11 protein-coding genes and 1 pseudogene are annotated in these 16,515 nt (G+C 63.6%); 6 read left to right on the top strand and 6 right to left on the bottom strand.

From position 1 onward, the window contains the following. Window positions 1-201: 201 nt before the first annotated feature. A pseudogene (locus ABMD26_RS22160) lies at window positions 202-1,398 on the top strand (HAMP domain-containing protein); the annotation flags it as partial. Further along, window positions 1,396-2,259 (top strand): methyl-accepting chemotaxis protein, encoded by an 864-nt coding sequence (locus ABMD26_RS22155; protein ID WP_502948336.1) that lies wholly within the window; start codon window positions 1,396-1,398, stop codon window positions 2,257-2,259. The pseudogene ABMD26_RS22160 and the gene ABMD26_RS22155, both read left to right, overlap by 3 nt. Window positions 2,260-2,421: 162 nt before the next feature. Here the strand turns inward: ABMD26_RS22155 and ABMD26_RS07585 are convergent, their stop codons facing one another. From ABMD26_RS07585 to ABMD26_RS07565, 5 genes are all read right to left on the bottom strand, one after another. Next, window positions 2,422-3,579 carry an osmoprotectant ABC transporter ATP-binding protein OsmV gene (locus ABMD26_RS07585; RefSeq protein WP_320523495.1) on the bottom strand — a complete coding sequence of 386 codons (1,158 nt, stop codon included), beginning with the start codon at window positions 3,577-3,579 and terminating at the stop codon, window positions 2,422-2,424. Continuing rightward, on the bottom strand, window positions 3,576-4,229 hold the full coding sequence (locus ABMD26_RS07580; protein WP_049861800.1) for an ABC transporter permease: 654 nt from the start codon (window positions 4,227-4,229) through the stop codon (window positions 3,576-3,578). The genes ABMD26_RS07585 and ABMD26_RS07580 overlap by 4 nt, the downstream gene beginning before the upstream one ends. Further along, window positions 4,226-5,140 carry a glycine betaine ABC transporter substrate-binding protein gene (locus ABMD26_RS07575; RefSeq protein WP_134721687.1) on the bottom strand — a complete coding sequence of 305 codons (915 nt, stop codon included), beginning with the start codon at window positions 5,138-5,140 and terminating at the stop codon, window positions 4,226-4,228. The genes ABMD26_RS07580 and ABMD26_RS07575 overlap by 4 nt, the downstream gene beginning before the upstream one ends. A gap of 17 nt (window positions 5,141-5,157) precedes the next feature. Continuing rightward, complete coding sequence (locus tag ABMD26_RS07570; RefSeq protein WP_049861802.1) at window positions 5,158-5,871, bottom strand: ABC transporter permease; 714 nt, start codon at window positions 5,869-5,871, stop codon at window positions 5,158-5,160. Window positions 5,872-6,137: 266 nt separating this feature from the next. After that, window positions 6,138-10,187: a dermonecrotic toxin domain-containing protein gene (locus tag ABMD26_RS07565; protein ID WP_354308811.1), complete on the bottom strand. Its 4,050-nt coding sequence runs from the start codon at window positions 10,185-10,187 to the stop codon at window positions 6,138-6,140. A 187-nt stretch (window positions 10,188-10,374) separates the two neighbouring features. On the opposite strand from ABMD26_RS07565, the gene ABMD26_RS07560 reads away from it, so the two are divergent. Together ABMD26_RS07560 and ABMD26_RS07555 are read left to right on the top strand one after the other, a co-directional pair. Beyond that, window positions 10,375-10,578, top strand: coding sequence for a hypothetical protein (locus ABMD26_RS07560; protein WP_354308809.1), 204 nt, complete (start codon window positions 10,375-10,377; stop codon window positions 10,576-10,578). A gap of 217 nt (window positions 10,579-10,795) precedes the next feature. Further along, window positions 10,796-12,379: a peptide chain release factor 3 gene (locus ABMD26_RS07555; RefSeq protein ID WP_090356286.1), complete on the top strand. Its 1,584-nt coding sequence runs from the start codon at window positions 10,796-10,798 to the stop codon at window positions 12,377-12,379. A gap of 15 nt (window positions 12,380-12,394) precedes the next feature. On the opposite strand, the gene ABMD26_RS07550 is transcribed toward ABMD26_RS07555, so the two are convergent. Beyond that, entirely contained in the window at window positions 12,395-13,468 is a 1,074-nt protein-coding gene (locus ABMD26_RS07550) for a polyamine ABC transporter substrate-binding protein (RefSeq protein ID WP_134721689.1), read from the bottom strand. Window positions 13,469-13,609: 141 nt separating this feature from the next. Here ABMD26_RS07550 and ABMD26_RS07545 point away from each other — a divergent pair, with 141 nt between their 5' ends. Next, complete coding sequence (locus tag ABMD26_RS07545) at window positions 13,610-14,734, top strand: polysaccharide deacetylase family protein (protein ID WP_502948305.1); 1,125 nt, start codon at window positions 13,610-13,612, stop codon at window positions 14,732-14,734. 352 nt (window positions 14,735-15,086) lie between these two features. Next, the gene (locus ABMD26_RS07540) at window positions 15,087-16,481 is read left to right on the top strand and encodes a PhoH family protein (RefSeq protein WP_049861807.1); all 1,395 of its coding nucleotides are present in this window, start codon (window positions 15,087-15,089) and stop codon (window positions 16,479-16,481) included. The last annotated feature ends 34 nt before the right edge of the window (window positions 16,482-16,515 follow it).

The raw sequence follows: 16,515 nt of genomic DNA, 5'->3' as shown, positions 1-16,515 counted from the left end.
CTTCCGGTTACACATTCTTTGCACTGATTGGAAGCAGGGAATCAGGGGCTTCTGCACCAAAGCGGAGCCGCGCCAGCAGTGGGGGCGATCCGGGGTACGGGCAAAGCCGAGGGAAGATGATTGGTCTGAATCTTGCTGAGATGGCATTTTGCTGGCGCCACGTTTCCGTAGGTACCTGCAGTCTCCGTGGAGTTGTCGGACATGCATGCTTTGTTGTCGCCGGGTATCCGGTTGCTGGGTCGCTATGGTTTCGCGCGCAAGTTTCAGCTGCTGTTTCTCCTTTTCATGCTGCCACTGGTAGGCAGTCTGTGGCTGTTGGGGGAAGACTTTCGCGACCGGCTGGCGGTCATCGATGCCGAGCGCAGCGGCGTGCATCAGTTGCTGGCACTCGACAGCCTGGATGCGCAGCTGTCGGCGCAGCGCAACCGTGCCGCGCGCTGGAAGGCGGTGGATATCCAGCGCCAGCCAACGCCAGAGGCTCAGGCGGCGATCGCTGCGCTTGAGGCGGCCACGCCGGGGATCCAGGCGTCGCTCGACAAGCTGGGCAGCGAGCTGGCGCGCGAAAAGGCGCCTGCCGATACCCTGGAGCGGCTGCAAGCGGTACAAACCGCGACCAAGGGTCTGGACTTGGCGAGCCTGCGCCAGGTGGGTTGGTGGCCTGACGGCTACGATCGCTTCACGGCCGCGCTGACGTCGGTGCAGGTGCTGCGCGAGCAGATCGCCATGGCCAGCGGATTAATCGTCGACCCGTGGCGGGAAACCTATCTCCTGATGCAGATCGCGACCCAGCAGGCGCCTGATCTGATCGAGCGCGTCGGGCGGTTGGGCAGCATTGGTCATTCGTCATTGGTGGCGGGGCAGTTCAGCCTGCAGAGTCGTCTGCAGATGCGTGATCTGCGCAGCCGCATCAACGATGCGCGCGAGCAACTGGTGAAAGCCGGTGGCGCCTTGCAGCAGCGCTTGCCGGAGCAACTGCGCGGCTGGGATGCGCAGTACCAGAAAGCGCTGGGGACGTTGGACGGCGAGTTGAAGCGGCTGGACGAAAATCTGTTCGGCGGCGACATCAAGCTGTCTGCCGCGCAGTTCGAAAGCAGTATCGACAGCATGCTGGGCGCCTTGAACGAACTGCGTCACGAGTCGTTGAAGTCGTTGGAGTGGCGTCTGGATCACTATCACGACCAGGCCGTTCGCCAGTTGATTCCAGGCGCTGCGGTATTCGCCCTGTTGCTGTTGGCTGCGCTGTACCTGTTCGTGTGCTTGCAGGCGTCGATTCGGCGCAGCGCCAGCGGAATCACCACGCTGGCGCAATCGTTGCGCGACGGCGATCTGAGTGTTCAGGTAGCGGTGCAGGGGCGTGACGAGCTCGCAGCAATCAGTACGGCGCTCAATGCCGCCGTGGTGCAGTTGCGTGGCAGTCTGCTGGGGGTCAACCACGAGACCGTGCAGTTGAGCCAGGCGGTGGTGACGCTCAATAGCCAATCCAGTGGCACGCTCGATGAGGTCGAGGCGCAGCAGCAACAGATCAGCCAGATCGCGGCGGCGGCCACGCAGCTGGCCGCCACTTCGCAAGGCGTGGCCCGCAGTTGCGAGCAGGCTTCGGGCAGTGCCCAGCACACCCGGCAGATTGCCGAAGACAGCAGCCGTGATAGCCAGCGCACCACTGCCAGTATCCAGCAGCTCAACCAGCGCTTGAACGACACGGCGCAGGCGCTTGGCCGGGTGAGTGAACAGGGGCAGCAGATCCAGTCGGTGGTGGATGCGATTCGCGGTATTGCCGAGCAGACCAATCTGCTGGCGCTCAATGCGGCCATCGAGGCGGCCCGGGCAGGTGAGCAGGGGCGCGGCTTTGCGGTGGTGGCCGATGAGGTGCGCAGCCTGTCGCAGCGCACGCAAGCGTCCACCGGGCAGATTGCCGGGACGGTGGAAAGCCTGCGTTCGACGGTCAAGCAGGCCGTGGACCTGATGCAGGCCGCATGTGGGCAGGCGCAGGTCGATGCGCAGTCGGTGATGGGCCTGGGTGAGCGGCTGGGTGATATTGCCGGAGCGGTGCAGGGGGTGACCGATACTCTGGCGCAGATCGCCACGGCGGTGGAGGAGCAGGCCGCCACGGCCGATGAGGTGAGCAGCAATATCCAGCAGGTGGATCAGGCTGCGGTGCGCCTGCTCGATGGTGCGCGGGCGGTGAACCAGGCGGCGGATCGGTTGGGGGAGGGGAGCCGGATGCTGAGCGAGAATACGGCGCGGTTCAATCTGGGGTAGGGCTGTGGAATTGCGGGGTGGCTTTCGCGGGCAGAGGGCTCGCCGCCCGCCCCGCTCCCACAAGGATTGGGGTTGAGGCGGGAGTATTGCGGGGGCTTTCGCGGGCAGAGGGCTCGCCGCCTGTCCCGCTCCCACACGGCGTGGGAGCGGGGCGGTGGCTCGTCAGGCCTGGGCGGTTTCTGCGGGGGAGACGATGCTGGTTTTCATGCCGCGCGAGCGGCCTGAGCTAAGGTAGGCGGCGATCGATTCCTGGGTCACTTCGCCGAGGAACACGTTCTCCGCGTCCAGCACCGGCAGCCATGAGCGGTTGAATTCGTACATGCGCGACAGCAGGATGCGCAGGTGCTCGTCGTAGGCCGCCGTGGCGTTGAATTCACGCAGGAAGTCGACGCAGTTGCCGACCTGGCGATACAGGTCACGGCGGCGCACATAGCCCATGGCCTTGTTCTGCGCATCGGTGACCACGACGTAGCGGCGGTCGTGTTCGTCCATCAGTTCCAGCGCATCGGCCACCGGCGTTTCCGGGCTCACCGACGGTGCGTTGTCGGCGGCGTCCTCGGCCTTGACCAGCAGCAGGCGCTTGAGCGTGCTGTCCTGGCCGACGAAGTTGCTGACGAAGTCGTCCACCGGATGGGCCAGCAAGGTGTCGGGATGGTCGATCTGCAGCAGCTTGCCGGCACGGAAGATGGCGATCTTGTCGCCCAGCTTGATCGCTTCGTCGATGTCATGGCTGACCATGATCACGGTCTTGTTCAAGGCCCGCTGCATCTCGAAGAACTCGTTCTGGATCATTTCGCGGTTGATCGGGTCGACCGCGCCGAAGGGCTCGTCCATCAACAGCAACGGCGCCTCGGCGGCCAGGGCGCGGATCACGCCGATGCGCTGTTGCTGGCCGCCCGAGAGTTCGCGCGGGTAGCGGTGCAGGTACTGCTTGGGTTCCAGCTTGATCATGCTCATCAGCTCGCGGGCGCGCTCGGCGCAGCGTTTCTTGTCCCAGCCGAGCAGGCGCGGGACCACGGTGATGTTCTCCTCGATGGTCATGTTGGGAAACAGGCCGATCTGCTGGATCACATAGCCGATGTTGCGGCGCAGGGTCACTTCGTCCAGGCCGGTGGTGTCCTCGCCGTTGATCAGGACCTTGCCGGAGGTGGGCATGATCAGCCGGTTGATCATTTTCAGCGTGGTGCTCTTGCCGCAGCCCGAGGGCCCGAGGAATACGCAGATCTCGCCTTCGTTGACGGTCAGGCTTACCGCGTCGACGGCTTTGACTTCCTTGCCGTTGCTGTGGAAGGTCTTGGTCAGGTTCTGAAGTTCGATCATTTCAATAATCCTTTGGGAGTCAGGGCGCGTTGCAGCCATTGCAGGAGCAGGTCGGCGATGATCGCCAGGACACTGACCAGCACGGCGCCGACGATGAGCATGGACATGTCGCTGCGGCTGATGGAAGTGAGGATGAGAACGCCCAGGCCGCCGGCGCCGATGGTGGCGGCGATGGTCATGACGCCGATGTTCATCACCACGGCGGTGCGCACGCCGGCGAGGATCACCGGCACGGCGATGGGCAGCTCGACCATGCGCAGGCGCTGGCCGAAGGTCATGCCGATGCCCTTGGCCGCTTCGCGGATGCCGGGCTCCACGCCGGTCAGGGCCAGGTAGGTATTACGCAGGATCGGCAGCAGCGAGTAGAGAAACACGGCGGTGATGGCCGGCAGTGGGCCAAGGCCCTGGCCGAACTTGGAATAGAACGGCAGCAGCAGCCCGAACAGGGCGATCGAGGGGATCGTCAGCAGCACCGTGGCGCAGGCCTGCAGGGGCCCGGCGAGTGCCGGAAAGCGGGTCATCAGGATGCCGATGGGCACGCCGAAGAGGATGGCCAGGCTGACGGCGATGCCGACGAGCGTGATGTGCTGCCAGGTCAGTTGCAGCACCAACGGCCAGTCGAGGTGGGAGAAGGTGTCGAGGAAACTCATGGCTTCTCCTGGGCTTGATCGTTGATCGGATGGGCCTTGAGAAACTCGGCCGCGACGACGGTCGGGCTGCGGTGCGCAACGTCGACCTGGGCATTGAGCTCACGCATGGTGGCATCGTCGAGCATCTGCGCCAGCGGCTTGAGTTGCGCGGCCAGTTGCGGATGGGCGTCGAGCAGTTGCTGGCGAACCACGGGCGCTGCGGTGTAGTCGGGGAAGTACTTGAGGTCGTCTTCGAGCAGCTTGAGCTTGAACGCGTTCAGGCGGCCATCGGTGGTATAGACGAGGCCGGTGAAGACCTGACCGTTGCGCAGCGCGGTATAGACCAGGCCGGCATCCATCTGGCGAATGTCACGCCGGGTGAATTTCAGGTCGTAGGTCTGGGTCAAGCCCACCAGGCCGTCGGATCGGTTGGCGAACTCGGTGTCCAGGGCCAGGATATGGCCTTTCTTCGGTTCGTCGATCAGCACCTGGTTCAGCTGGCTGATGGTGTTGACCTGGGGATACGCTTTGGCGACGTCTTCAGGCAAGGCCAGGGCGTAGGTGTTGCTGAACCGCGAAGGGGTCAGCCAGACCAGGCCTTTTTTGCCGTCCAGCTCCTTGACTCGCGCGTAGGTCGCGGCGCTGTCGAGCTTCTCGTCGATGTGGTTGTAGGACACCAGGGAGACGCCGGTGTATTCCCAGAGCATGTCCAATTGGCCGCTTTCCTGGGCACTGCGCGCCAGGTTGCTGCCCAGGCCGCCGGTGACCCGCACGTCGTAGCCCTTGCTGCCCAGGTATTGAGCGGTGATGGCCGCCAGTACGGTTTGCTCGGTGAACACCCGCGCGCCGAGGCGGATCACGGGTTTGTCTGCAGCCTGCGCGACGCCCGCACACAGCAGGGCCAGGCCCAGTACGATGCTTAACTTCTTCATTGAATTCATTCCTTCGCTCAGCGAGTCAACCCGCGTTCAAGCCAGAGGCGGCTGACCAGGGTCACGATGCCGTCCAGGATCAAGGCCAGCAGCGCGGTGCAGGCGGCGCCCAGAAGCAGCTGTGGCTGATTGTTCAGGGCGATGCCGGGGAAGATCAGGCTGCCCAGGCTGTTGGCGCCGATGAGGAACGCCAGGGGCGCGGTGCCCACGTTGATCGCCAGTGCCACGCGTACGCCGCCGACGATGATCGGCACGGCATTGGGCAACTCCACCTTGAACAGCACCTGGCGTGGGGTCATGCCAATGCCGGTGGCGGCTTCCTTGAGTGAACCCTGAACGTTTTTCAGCCCCTCGTAGGTGTTGCGCACGATGGGCAGCAGCGAGGCGAGAAACAGCGCGAAGATGGCAGGGCCGCTGCCGATGCCCAGGATACCCAGGGCGATGGCGAGGACCGCCAGGGGAGGAATGGTGTTGCCGATGTTGAAGATCTGCATGAAGCGTTCGGCGCGCTTGACCATGCTGGGTCGACTCAGCGCGACTCCGGCAGGGATGCCCACCAACAGTGCGGCGAACATTGAAACCAGCACCAGAATCAGGTGCGCTTGCAGGTAGAACAGCAGGTCTTCACGGTAGTGCTCGATAGTGCTTATGCCGATCCAATGGACCAGCAGGGCCAGGACGGCAACGATAACCGCGCCCCCTAACAGCCCTTTGCCATAGCGATTAGCCACAGGCGGACTCCTTTTTCAGTCGGCGCCTACCGGGCCTGCGACGAGCGCTCGGGCGAGCGATCGGCCCAGGTAGGACGCGAATAGCAGCTCGCTTGGTGCGAGCCATAAGCGCAGCCTCGTCAGGCTAACTTGCTGATTTTGCAGCCCCTGACGACAGCGCGAATCAGGGAATGGACGTCTCCGTGCCGCGAGAGGTTCCCACATTGAGACAGCATTTGGCCAGCTTTAAGCACTGCTGGCATGGCCGCCGCGGTCCCCGTTCATGCTCAGCCGGCGTCTACAGCGCGACCCAGGCGATAGATCAGCAGCGCCACCGAATCGGCATTCATCAGCATGATCTTCGAGCGAATGTCTGCGTCGGCCAGGAAGCGTTGCCGCGCGTCGTCCAGATTCGGGGCGGCCGCCAGATTCAGGATCATGGCCCGGCCCTTGCGATCCTCGTTGCGGATGCTGCGCACCTGACCTGTGTGCCCGTCGCGGACGACGAACAGGCGGCGGCTGGGAGTCAGGTGCGAGAACGATTCGTCATGTTGCCGCGCAAGCCAGGCGCGGCGTACACCGGGGCGCATCCGTTCCGTATAGGGCGTGGCCGCTTCCAGGTAGTGAATGTCGCGGGTGTTGCAGGCAATGTGGGAAAACTCGTGAAGCAGTACCACAGCCTGGCTGATCGCGTCGGCCTGGTCGGCCGTGAAGGGGTGTTGCAGGGGCAGATGGTGGCCCATGTCGAACTCGAAGAAGTCGTCGAGCAGGAACAACTGCTTCTGCGGATCCTGAACGGACATGAAAGCGATGCCCACGCTGGAAGCGGTGCCGAGTTTACGACCCATGACATAGCGCTTGGATGTGTCGGGGGCGTAGGCCCGCGATCCCATGACCAACGCCATTTTGTCCAGTGTCTGCCGAACCCGCTGGAGCAGGGCGGAGTCGACCTGCGCCACCCCGAAAAACCGTTTGAGGATCCTGATCGTTTCGGCACCACCGCCGGCAGACTCAGCGATGCGGCGCAGATTGCTCAATGCAGTGCCCAGGTAGGTCATGGCCTCGCGGTGAGCCGTGACCAGCATGTCGGCGCGCAGGGGCATCAATTGGCGGATCTTGCGGGTTCCCACTGCCAGAACCACGATTTCGTCCCGGCTCAGCGTCCAGCGAATCAAGCGTCCACCCAGGCTGCTGGGGACACCGCCCATGTGCAGCGGCAGAGCCTGCCCAGGGTCGACGACCCAGCCGGCGTGCGGATCCAGGAGCAGCCTGGGCCCCAGGTCATCGTCGGGTCGGCCTGCGAGATACCAGTGGCTCTGTTCCTGGCATGCGCCGTACAAGCGTCCCCGCAAGGCAACGAAATGCCGCGAGCCGGTGTGCTGCGCGTAGGTGACGGTGGAGGCCTCGAAGTACAGCTCGCGAAGGGCCTGTCGCGGGGTTTCATAGGCCGCCAGCGACAGGCCGTATTCCTGATTTTCCTGCAGGCGTTTCCAGAACCGCTCCGCAGGCTCGACCGGCTTCGATGCATGGCCAAGCGGGATGCCTTGCAACAGGGCACAGGTCAGTTCGAGCAGCGTCTGGCCCCAGTCGCGGTGGGCCAGCGCCTGGGCGATGTTCAGCGTCTTGAGTTCGAGTTGCCAGGCGGCGACCAGTTGGCCCAGCCTGCCGGGCAGAAACATCGACAGCTGGTCCCAGACCAGGCTGGTGACATTGACGAACGTGGTCCAGCCCGCCTGTGCGGCGGTGGTCGACTGCGTCCGGGCCTGGGCCAGCAGGAAGCGGGCATTGTCCTCGAACAGAAAATGCAGCGCGTTGCCGGTCATCGGGACGGTGCCCAGCCGAACGGGCCCAGGCGAAGGGGAAAAGTCGAAGTTGGAGTCCGAGTTCAGGCTCACATGGGCCTCGCGAAAACCGCCATGGTCGTAGCGTGCCCGCCAGTCATCGGGCATCCGTGCCAGAAGCCGTCGTTGCAGGGCCGTGTCGTGGATCAGCGCATCGAGCAGCGCCTGGTCATCGGCGAACGCCTGCAACGTGAGGGTGGGGTCGTAGGGCAGATAGAGGACCTGGCATCCCCCAGTACGGGTGCGCAACAGGTAGGCATGGGGCACCTGATCGGTGGGTGATCCTGCAGCGGGAATCAACTGCAGCGGCATGAAATCCACCGTGCCCAGTTCGCTTGCCTGACGCAGCCGACCTTCCGGTTGCAGCAGCACGGTGCTGATCAGCGTCACCGCGTCCTCTGGCAATTTCCCCTGCAGATGCGCTCGCCAGGCCGTTTCCAGAAGTTGTCCAGGCAGTTGACGGCAGAACAGTTCGACCCGGCGTGGGTAGTCGCGGCTCGAAGGATCGAAGGCGTGCTCCAGCAGCGTCTGGTAATGCAGGCCGACGTCCAGTTGCCGCACCAGCGCGCGCAGGTAGGTGGTGCTCAGCACGGCAGGGGCGGGATGACCGTCACCCAGTTCGATGGCTGTGATGGTGTCGTCCCAGTTGTGGCTGTGGTTGAGCGCGTACTGCACCAGGCTCTGTCGATGACTGATCGTCGCCGCGGGCTGGCCCGACGGAATGTCGCCCGGCAAGCTGGGCGCAGCGATGTAGCGGGCGGTACGGATGAATACCGCGTTGGGCAGAAAGCGACCAGGGGCAAAGTCGGTGTCCAGTCGCGCTTGCAGGCGCTGTTCGGCGTAGGCACCGATATCGGCAATGCCGAACAGGTAGTCGTCTTCGCTCGGGCTGCTGAGCAGGGTGTAGCCCAGCGTATCGATGTAGCCCTGGCGCTGGCGGGCCGGGGCGCGTGCCAGCCAGTCGGGCAGGATCTGCTGCAGGCGTTTGCTGCGCGCCAGGCGATTCAGGTGCTGCAACTGCAGAGCCAGCGCGTCCGGCAGGCGGGTGGGACGCAGAAGTTCCGGCAGGCAGGCGGGGGGCCAACCTCCAGCCATCACGCGGTCGAAGGTTTGCAGCCACTGCGCCTGGGCTGTCGAGCCATTTGGCGCTGGAGGCGCTGTTTCGTTGGAATCGGCGTTCGCCGTGCGCGTCAGTTTTTGCTGCAGATCGTCGAGCAGACGCTGCAGCTTGAATCGATAGCCATGAGCCAGGGCCTGCTGGTGAATCAATGCGTTCTGCAGCTCTTCGCGCAGGCGCTGACGACCGGTGACAAGGATGTGCTGCATGAACGTGGCGCCCAATGCCTCCACGGGCGTCTGCACCCCTTGCGTTGTGACGACGAAGGCAGGACCGGTGCCCAGCGATGCCAGGCTTGGCGTGCCTTGCCACAATGCCTGAGGCAGATCCAGCCCTGGCCAGTGCACGGCAAGCGCCGCAGAGCGCTCGTCCAGCACATACGCCAGCGCCAGTTGCAGTACGGCGTGGGTGGCCTTGGTCAGATCGGGACCGCGCTCCCGGTAGCGGCTGTATTGCTCGTCGAGATCGGCCAGGTGCAGCAGCAGTTGCTCGGGCTCGTCGACCGATTGCAGCGCAGCGCTTCCCAGGTACTTGAGGCTGGCCGGGTCGTCGCGGGCATCGGCCGGGTACAGAGGGGCAAGCGTGCGCAAGTGGCCGTCCAGGCATTGCTCGAGGGCCAGGGCGCTTCGGCAGCGACTGTCGGGGGTGTGCTTGCCCGGATACTGCAGGCCGTCATCCAGATTGGCCCGTTGCATCGCCAGCAGCCGCTGGACGTAGCCCGTCAGCGTCGGATCGCTGGCGCGATGCAGGCACAGCGCATTGATGCGCAAGTCGGCGAGATGCGGCTGCTGGCTGTTGCGGATGCGGCTGAGCCAGCGATTTCGTTGCAGGGGATCGGCCAGTTCCGAGAGCAGGGCCTGGCGGCTTTCGAAACGACGCAAGCCATCGGCCGCGCTGTACAGGTAGCACGGCCCCGCCGCGTCGGCCGTGGCCAGCACCAGGGCATCGTCGATCGAGAGGGTACGATCGTCGAGGCTGGAAACGTCCAGGGTAAAGGCCAGCAGCGCTGCAGGCGCCGGGTGTGCCTCTGCGCCCAGCCAGGCGCAGAGGCGCTGATGCTCCAGGGTGTCGAGTTGCCCGGCCGAGTGTTGCCGGGTCAGGGTATGCAGCAGCGTGGTGTGCAGGGCCATGCTCAGCAACGCGCGTCGCGACGGTTGCCCGCCGCTTGCGTCCTGCCAGTAGCGACTGAGCAAAGCACCCGCCGCGCCTGCCTCGGCCTGGTGGGTCAGCAGCTCATCGGGGCCGGGCTGGCCGCGCACCCATTGGCGCATCTGCCCAAGGTTGTCGGTCAGCCCGGCATGCAGGCGCAGCATCATGGCCTGGAACACATCGGCGCTGTGCAGGGTGGCCGCGAATTCCTGTGCCGGTCGAGCTTGCAAGGCCGTTTGCCGCTCCGCCGACAGGCCAAAGCGCAAAGCCTGGCCAGTGGTGCCGGCGGCCAGGTGCTGGCGGAGAAACTCTTTGAGTTGCAGGCCATCTGCGAAGCGACGCCAAGCCGAGCAAGGGGTGGTAGAGCATGACCACTGCACTGACGCCGGCGCGACTCAGGCGTACGCAGGCGGGTAGGTGCACCTCACCTGCATCGCGGCTGTACGCACTGATCCAATCGCAGCGTATCTGCCGGGCAGCCTGGGGCTGGTGATCGCGCTGCGGATCATCGATCAAGGCCAGCCACTGCCGTTCCTCATCATCGATCTCGCCCGCCAGAGCGCTGGCGTGGACGTGTGCTTCGAAGCGTCGTTGCAGCGACGTCGAATGAAACCAGGGTAGGGAAGAAAGGGACATGACGACTCCATGGGCAAGTAGGCCGAGCGCCCAGTGAGAGGGCACGGCCGGGCTGCCAGCGTTGTCCCATCGACGCAGGGGCGGGCGGTACTTATGTCGAGCGATAGCCAGGTCGACGGGCGCGACGCGGCGCAGGATGCGGTTTTGCCTGAAGCAGGCTATAATCCGCGCCCTTTTTCATTCCCTCGCCAGGCGATCATCCATGACTCAACAGGCCGCCGAAGTCGCGAAACGCCGCACTTTCGCCATCATTTCCCACCCGGATGCGGGTAAGACGACCATCACCGAGAAGCTCTTGCTGATGGGCAAGGCGATCGCCGTGGCCGGTACGGTCAAGTCGCGCAAATCCGACCGTCACGCGACTTCCGACTGGATGGAAATGGAGAAGCAGCGCGGTATTTCCATCACCACCTCGGTGATGCAGTTCCCCTATCGCGAGCACATGGTCAACCTGCTCGACACCCCTGGGCACGAAGACTTCTCGGAAGACACCTACCGCACCCTGACCGCGGTCGACTCGGCGCTGATGGTGCTCGACGGCGGTAAAGGCGTCGAGCCGCGCACCATTGCCCTGATGGATGTCTGCCGCCTGCGCGACACGCCGATCGTCAGCTTCATCAACAAGCTGGACCGCGACATTCGCGATCCGATCGAGCTGCTCGACGAGATCGAAGCGGTGCTCAAGATCAAGGCCGCGCCGATCACCTGGCCGATTGGCTGCTACCGCGACTTCAAGGGTGTCTACCACCTGGCGGGTGACTACATCATCGTTTACACGCCGGGCCATGGCCATGAGCGTACCGATGTGAAGATCATCGAGAAGCTGGACTCCGACGAGGCCCGTGCGCACCTGGGTGACGAGTACGACCGCTTCGTCGAGCAACTGGAACTGGTGCAGGGCGCTTGCCACGAATTCAACCAGGACGAGTTCCTCACCGGCCAGCTGACGCCGGTGTTCTTCGGTACGGCGCTGGGCAACTTCGGCGTCGACCACGTGCTCGATGCCGTCGTGGACTGGGCTCCGCGCCCGCTGCCGCGGGTGGCGAACGAGCGGACCGTGGAACCGGTGGAAGAGAAATTCTCCGGCTTCGTGTTCAAGATCCAGGCGAACATGGACCCCAAGCACCGCGACCGTATCGCCTTCATGCGCATCTGTTCGGGCCGCTACGAGAAGGGCATGAAGATGCGCCACGTGCGCACCGGCAAGGATCTGCGCATCGGTGATGCCCTGACGTTCTTCTCCTCCGAGCGCGAGCAGCTCGAAGAAGCGTTCGCCGGCGACATCATCGGCCTGCACAATCACGGCACCATCCAGATCGGCGACACCTTCAGCGAGGGTGAAAGCCTGGGCTTCACCGGTATCCCGCACTTCGCCCCGGAGCTGTTCCGCCGGGTGCGGCTCAAGGATCCGCTCAAGTCCAAGCAGTTGCGCCAGGGGCTGCAGCAGCTGGCCGAGGAAGGCGCCACCCAGGTGTTCTTCCCCGAGCGTAGCAACGACATCATTCTCGGCGCGGTCGGCGTCCTGCAGTTCGACGTGGTCGCCAGCCGCCTGAAAGAGGAATACAAGGTGGAATGCGCCTACGAGCCGATCACCGTGTGGTCCGCCCGCTGGATCGAGTGTGCCGACAAGAAGAAACTCGAGGAATTCAGCAACAAGGCCGCAGAGAACCTGGCGCTGGACGGCGGTGGGCACCTGACTTACCTGGCGCCGACGCGAGTCAATCTGGCGCTGATGCAAGAGCGCTGGCCGGACGTGAAATTCCGTGCCACCCGTGAGCATCACTGATCCAAGCGAGAGGCCTCAGTGACGGATCTGGTTCCAGATTCGGGTGCGTAGCTGTTCGATGTCGGCCGGCATGGGCTGCAGCAGGAACAGCTTGCTCATCACCTCGGCGCTGGGGTAGATCCGCAGATCGCGCTTGATCGCAGGGTCGACCCACTCGTCGGCGCCTTCGTTGCCATTGGCGTAGTGCACGCTGTTGGTGATGTTGGCCATGACCTTGGGGTCCAGCAGGTAGTTGAGGAAGGTGTATGCCGCGTCTTCGTCCGGAGCGTCGGCGGGGATGGCGACCATGTCGAACCACATGGTCGAGCCCTCCCGCGGCAGGGTGAACTCGATGTCCACGCCTTGGTTGGCCTGCCTGGCCTGAGTCTGCGCCTGCAGGATATCGCCGGAAAAACCGATCACAGCGCACAGCTTGCCCTCGGCCAACTGATGGCTGTACTCCACCGAATCGAAATAGCGTACGTAGGGCTTGATGCTCAGCAGCAGCGCACGCGCCTTGTCGTAGTCGGCCGGGTTCTGGCTGTGCGAGGGCAAGCCCAGATAGTTGAGCGCCATGGGCAGCAGTTCGGGGCCGATGTCGAGGATGGCGACCCCGCATTTCTTCAGGCGCGCGATGTTTTCCGGCTTGAACACCAGATCCCAGGAATCCACCGGCGCATCCTCGCCGAGGGCGGCCTTGACCTGTTCGACGTTGTAGCCGATGCCGCTGAAGCCCCACAGGTACGGAAAGCCATAACGATTGCCCGGGTCGTTGATCTCCAGGGCACGCAGGAGTACGGGGTTCAGGTACTTCCAGTTGGGTAGACGGCTGCGGTCCAGGGGCTTGAGATTGCCGGCGCCGATATGACGGGTCATGAAGTGGTTGGACGGAAAGATCACGTCGTACTTGCCGGGCGATTCGCGCAGGCGTTTTTCCAGGGTTTCGTTGCTGTCGAAAACGGCATAGTGGGTGTCGATGCCGGTCTGGCGCTTGAAGTTGGACAGGGTATCGGGGGCCATGTAATCGGGCCAGTTGAAGATGCTGACCTTGCCGGCGGCGAACGCCATGGGCGTGGCCAGCATCAGCACGGCGAGGGCCAAGCGAAGCATAGGGTGATTCCTGAACCGCCGTTGATTGCCTACTGTAATCACAGAAACGAGGTGGGGGAAGGCCTCGTACGCCACCAAGCTACGCGCCGCGCCATGACAGCGGTATAGTGCCCGCGCACCCCGTCACCGAGGAGATCGCCGTTGCGTTGGGTATCATGGATGCTGGCCACTCTTGTCTGCGCCGCTTCAAGCGCCGTCGCCGCGCCGCTGGTGGCGACCCTGGAACGCAGTCACTGGCCCGAGCGCATCGACTCGCCGGTGCTGTTCGATGTCGCCTCGCGCGCGCAGATATTGCTGTTCGCCCGCTCGTTGCTGGCCAGTGAGAGCCAGGATGAAGCACAGCTGACCGCACGTCTGGGCCTGCGCCAGATCAACCTGCTGGCGATCGAGGACCTGCGTCAGCGACTCTGGCAGCGGCTCTGGGCCAATTTCGATCTGGCGCAGCAAAGCTGCGAGCAGGACGCCTCGTTCTGCTATGCCATCGACAGCGAAAGCGATCTGCGCACCCAGGCGGCCGATCTGGGTATCGCGCCCGAGTCCTTCTATTCCGGGTTTGCCGTGCCGGGACAGGTGTTCAGCGAGGCTTATTTGAACGAGCTGTTGCGCTTGGCCGCCGTATCGCCGCAGACCACCAGCGAAGTGCAACTGTTGTCGGAACAGGAATTCGATGGCAATGGCTTTGCCGACCGCACCTTCCTGCTGACCTTCGACGGCGGCCCCAGCCCGGTCGATGGCGCCACCGATGCGCTGACCGGGTACCTGCGTGCGCAGGATCTGAGCGCTACATTCTTCGTCCCAGGCCAGAGCCTGCAGGCGCGCGCCGAGAAAACCTCGGTGGCCCAATTGCAGGCGCTGTATGCCGGGCAGTGCGTGGCGACCCTGGGCTGGCAGTACGTTTCCCATGGGCAATGGGACAAATGGCAGGATTCGGTGCTGCGCAGCATCGCCCTGCTGCAGAGCGATCTGCCCGACAGCTACGTGCCCTGGTTCCGCCCGCCCTACGGTCAGCGCCGCGCCGACAGCGGTGGGTTCTTCGCTGGCGCGGGTCTGAAAGTGGCGCTGTGGAACATCGATTCGATGGACGACGACAGCCGCCTTACCGCCCAGCAGGCCGGCGAGCGCACGCTCAGCCTGATGCTGCTGTGGCGACGGGGGATCGTGGTGTTTCATGACAGCCTGGCCAAGGCGCAGACTGCGGTGCCCTGGCTGATGCGCGAAACCGCCCAGACCGACATCCAATGGCAGGCCTGCGCCGACGTTCAGTGAACAAAAGCGTCAATCGTCAGGTTTTACGGGGCTTTGGCAGGTTTTTTGCGAAATTTGCCGGTCTGATGACGGGCGGGTCAACTTCGGACTCTAACGGCGTGCGTTGCAGCCGCCAAGCGTTATTCGCACTACGGAAAAATAAACTTCAAAAAACCGTAAAGTGCTTTTTTCCTTCATGGGTTTTGCGGTATTACGAAGACAGACCGCCGAACCCTGCATCACAGGTGGCGTCTTCCAGAGACTCTCCACCTGTGCGCAGGTCCTGCTCCTTGATGCGGGAATCCGGCGGCCTTTTCGCGGCGCAGCACCGTCCAGGTATTGCGTTGTCAGGCTCCCAAAAAGGTGACCGAGTATGGATGAACAAGGACGCAGCACCTCTTCCGATCAGCCAATCCTTTATGTGCTCGATACCAACGTACTGATCCACGATCCAAACGCCCTGCTGAATTTCGAAGAACACCACGTCGCCATTCCCATGACCGTTCTGGAGGAACTGGACAAACTCAAGGATGGCAAGCAGACCGTCGCTGCCGAGTGTCGGCAGGCCATTCGTCTGATCGACAAGACCCTGGGCGATGCCTCGCCTTCAGTGGTCGAATCCGGCGTACCGATCATGCGCGTCAATGGCAGCACCAAAGGTTTTCTGTCCATCCTGATGGACAAGCGTCCTGAACCTTCCAACCTGCTGCCGCAGAACCTCAACGACAACATCATCATCAACCAGTTGATCGACCTGCACACGCGCAACCCCGATTTGAGCGTGATTTTGGTCACCAAAGACATCAACATGCGTCTCAAGGCGCGCGCCTGCGGCATTGCCGCCGAGGATTACAGCACCGACCAGTTGGTCGACGACGTGTCGCTGCTTTCACGCGGCTATCACAACGTGCCCGGGTCTTTCTGGGACCGCGTGAGCAAGGTCGAGACCCGTCAGGACCACGGCCGCACCTGGCACCGCGTGCAATTGAGCGAGCTGCTGCCGTCGGTGCACATGAACGAATTCATCATCGACGAGCAGGGCTTCGTTGGCTGGATCAAGGGCATCAAGGACGACGAGTTGATGATCCTGGACCTGCATCAGGAGCCCTTGCTGCATCAGGAAGCCTGGGGTCTGAAGCCGCGCGACATCTATCAGGCGCTGGCCCTGTTCGCCTTGCTCGACCCGGACATCCACCTGGTGAACCTGTCCGGTGCGGCGGGTTCGGGCAAGACCATTCTGGCCCTGGCTGCAGCCATCGAGCAGACCATGGTGACCAAGCGCTACCGGCGCATCATTGCCACCCGCAGCGTGCAGGGGCTGGATCAGGAGATCGGCTTCCTGCCCGGTACCGAAGCGGAAAAAATGGAGCCCTGGCTGGGCGCCATCACCGACAACCTCGAAGCCCTGCACATGGAGGATGAAAACACCCACGGCAGCGTCGACTACATCCTGAGCAAGGTGCCGTTGCAGTTCAAATCCCTCAACTACATCCGAGGCCGCAGTTTCCAGCAAAGCCTGATCCTGATCGACGAGTGCCAGAACCTGACGCCGCACCAGATGAAAACCATCATCACCCGTGCCGGCGCCGGTTCCAAAGTGATCTGCCTGGGCAACCTGGCGCAGATCGACACCCCCTACCTGTCGGCGCCCAGCTCGGGGCTGACCTACCTGACGGAGCGTTTCAAGGACTTCCCGCAGGGCGTGCACATCACGCTGCAAGGCGTACCGCGGTCGATTCTGGCCGAGTATGCCGAATCCCATCTCTGAACCTGCACACGGCGGTGCTTCACGGCGCCGCTCG

The organism is Pseudomonas sp. PvP001, from assembly GCF_040546375.1.
GTDB classification, from domain to species: Bacteria; Pseudomonadota; Gammaproteobacteria; order Pseudomonadales; family Pseudomonadaceae; genus Aquipseudomonas; species Aquipseudomonas coleopterorum.
The sequence above is the reverse complement of the archived record's forward strand: the minus strand, read 5'-3'. Positions and strand labels throughout refer to the sequence as shown.

Bases quoted from the DNA above. Each gene is read 5' to 3' on its own strand.
- ABMD26_RS07585 (WP_320523495.1), bottom strand. From the start codon at position 3,579: ATGATCGAACTTCAGAACCTGACCAAGACCTTCCACAGCAACGGCAAG.
- ABMD26_RS07580 (WP_049861800.1), bottom strand. From the start codon at position 4,229: ATGAGTTTCCTCGACACCTTCTCCCACCTCGACTGGCCGTTGGTGCTG.
- ABMD26_RS07575 (WP_134721687.1), bottom strand. From the start codon at position 5,140: ATGAAGAAGTTAAGCATCGTACTGGGCCTGGCCCTGCTGTGTGCGGGC.
- ABMD26_RS07555 (WP_090356286.1), top strand. From the start codon at position 10,796: ATGACTCAACAGGCCGCCGAAGTCGCGAAACGCCGCACTTTCGCCATC.
- ABMD26_RS07550 (WP_134721689.1), bottom strand. From the start codon at position 13,468: ATGCTTCGCTTGGCCCTCGCCGTGCTGATGCTGGCCACGCCCATGGCG.
- ABMD26_RS07540 (WP_049861807.1), top strand. From the start codon at position 15,087: ATGGATGAACAAGGACGCAGCACCTCTTCCGATCAGCCAATCCTTTAT.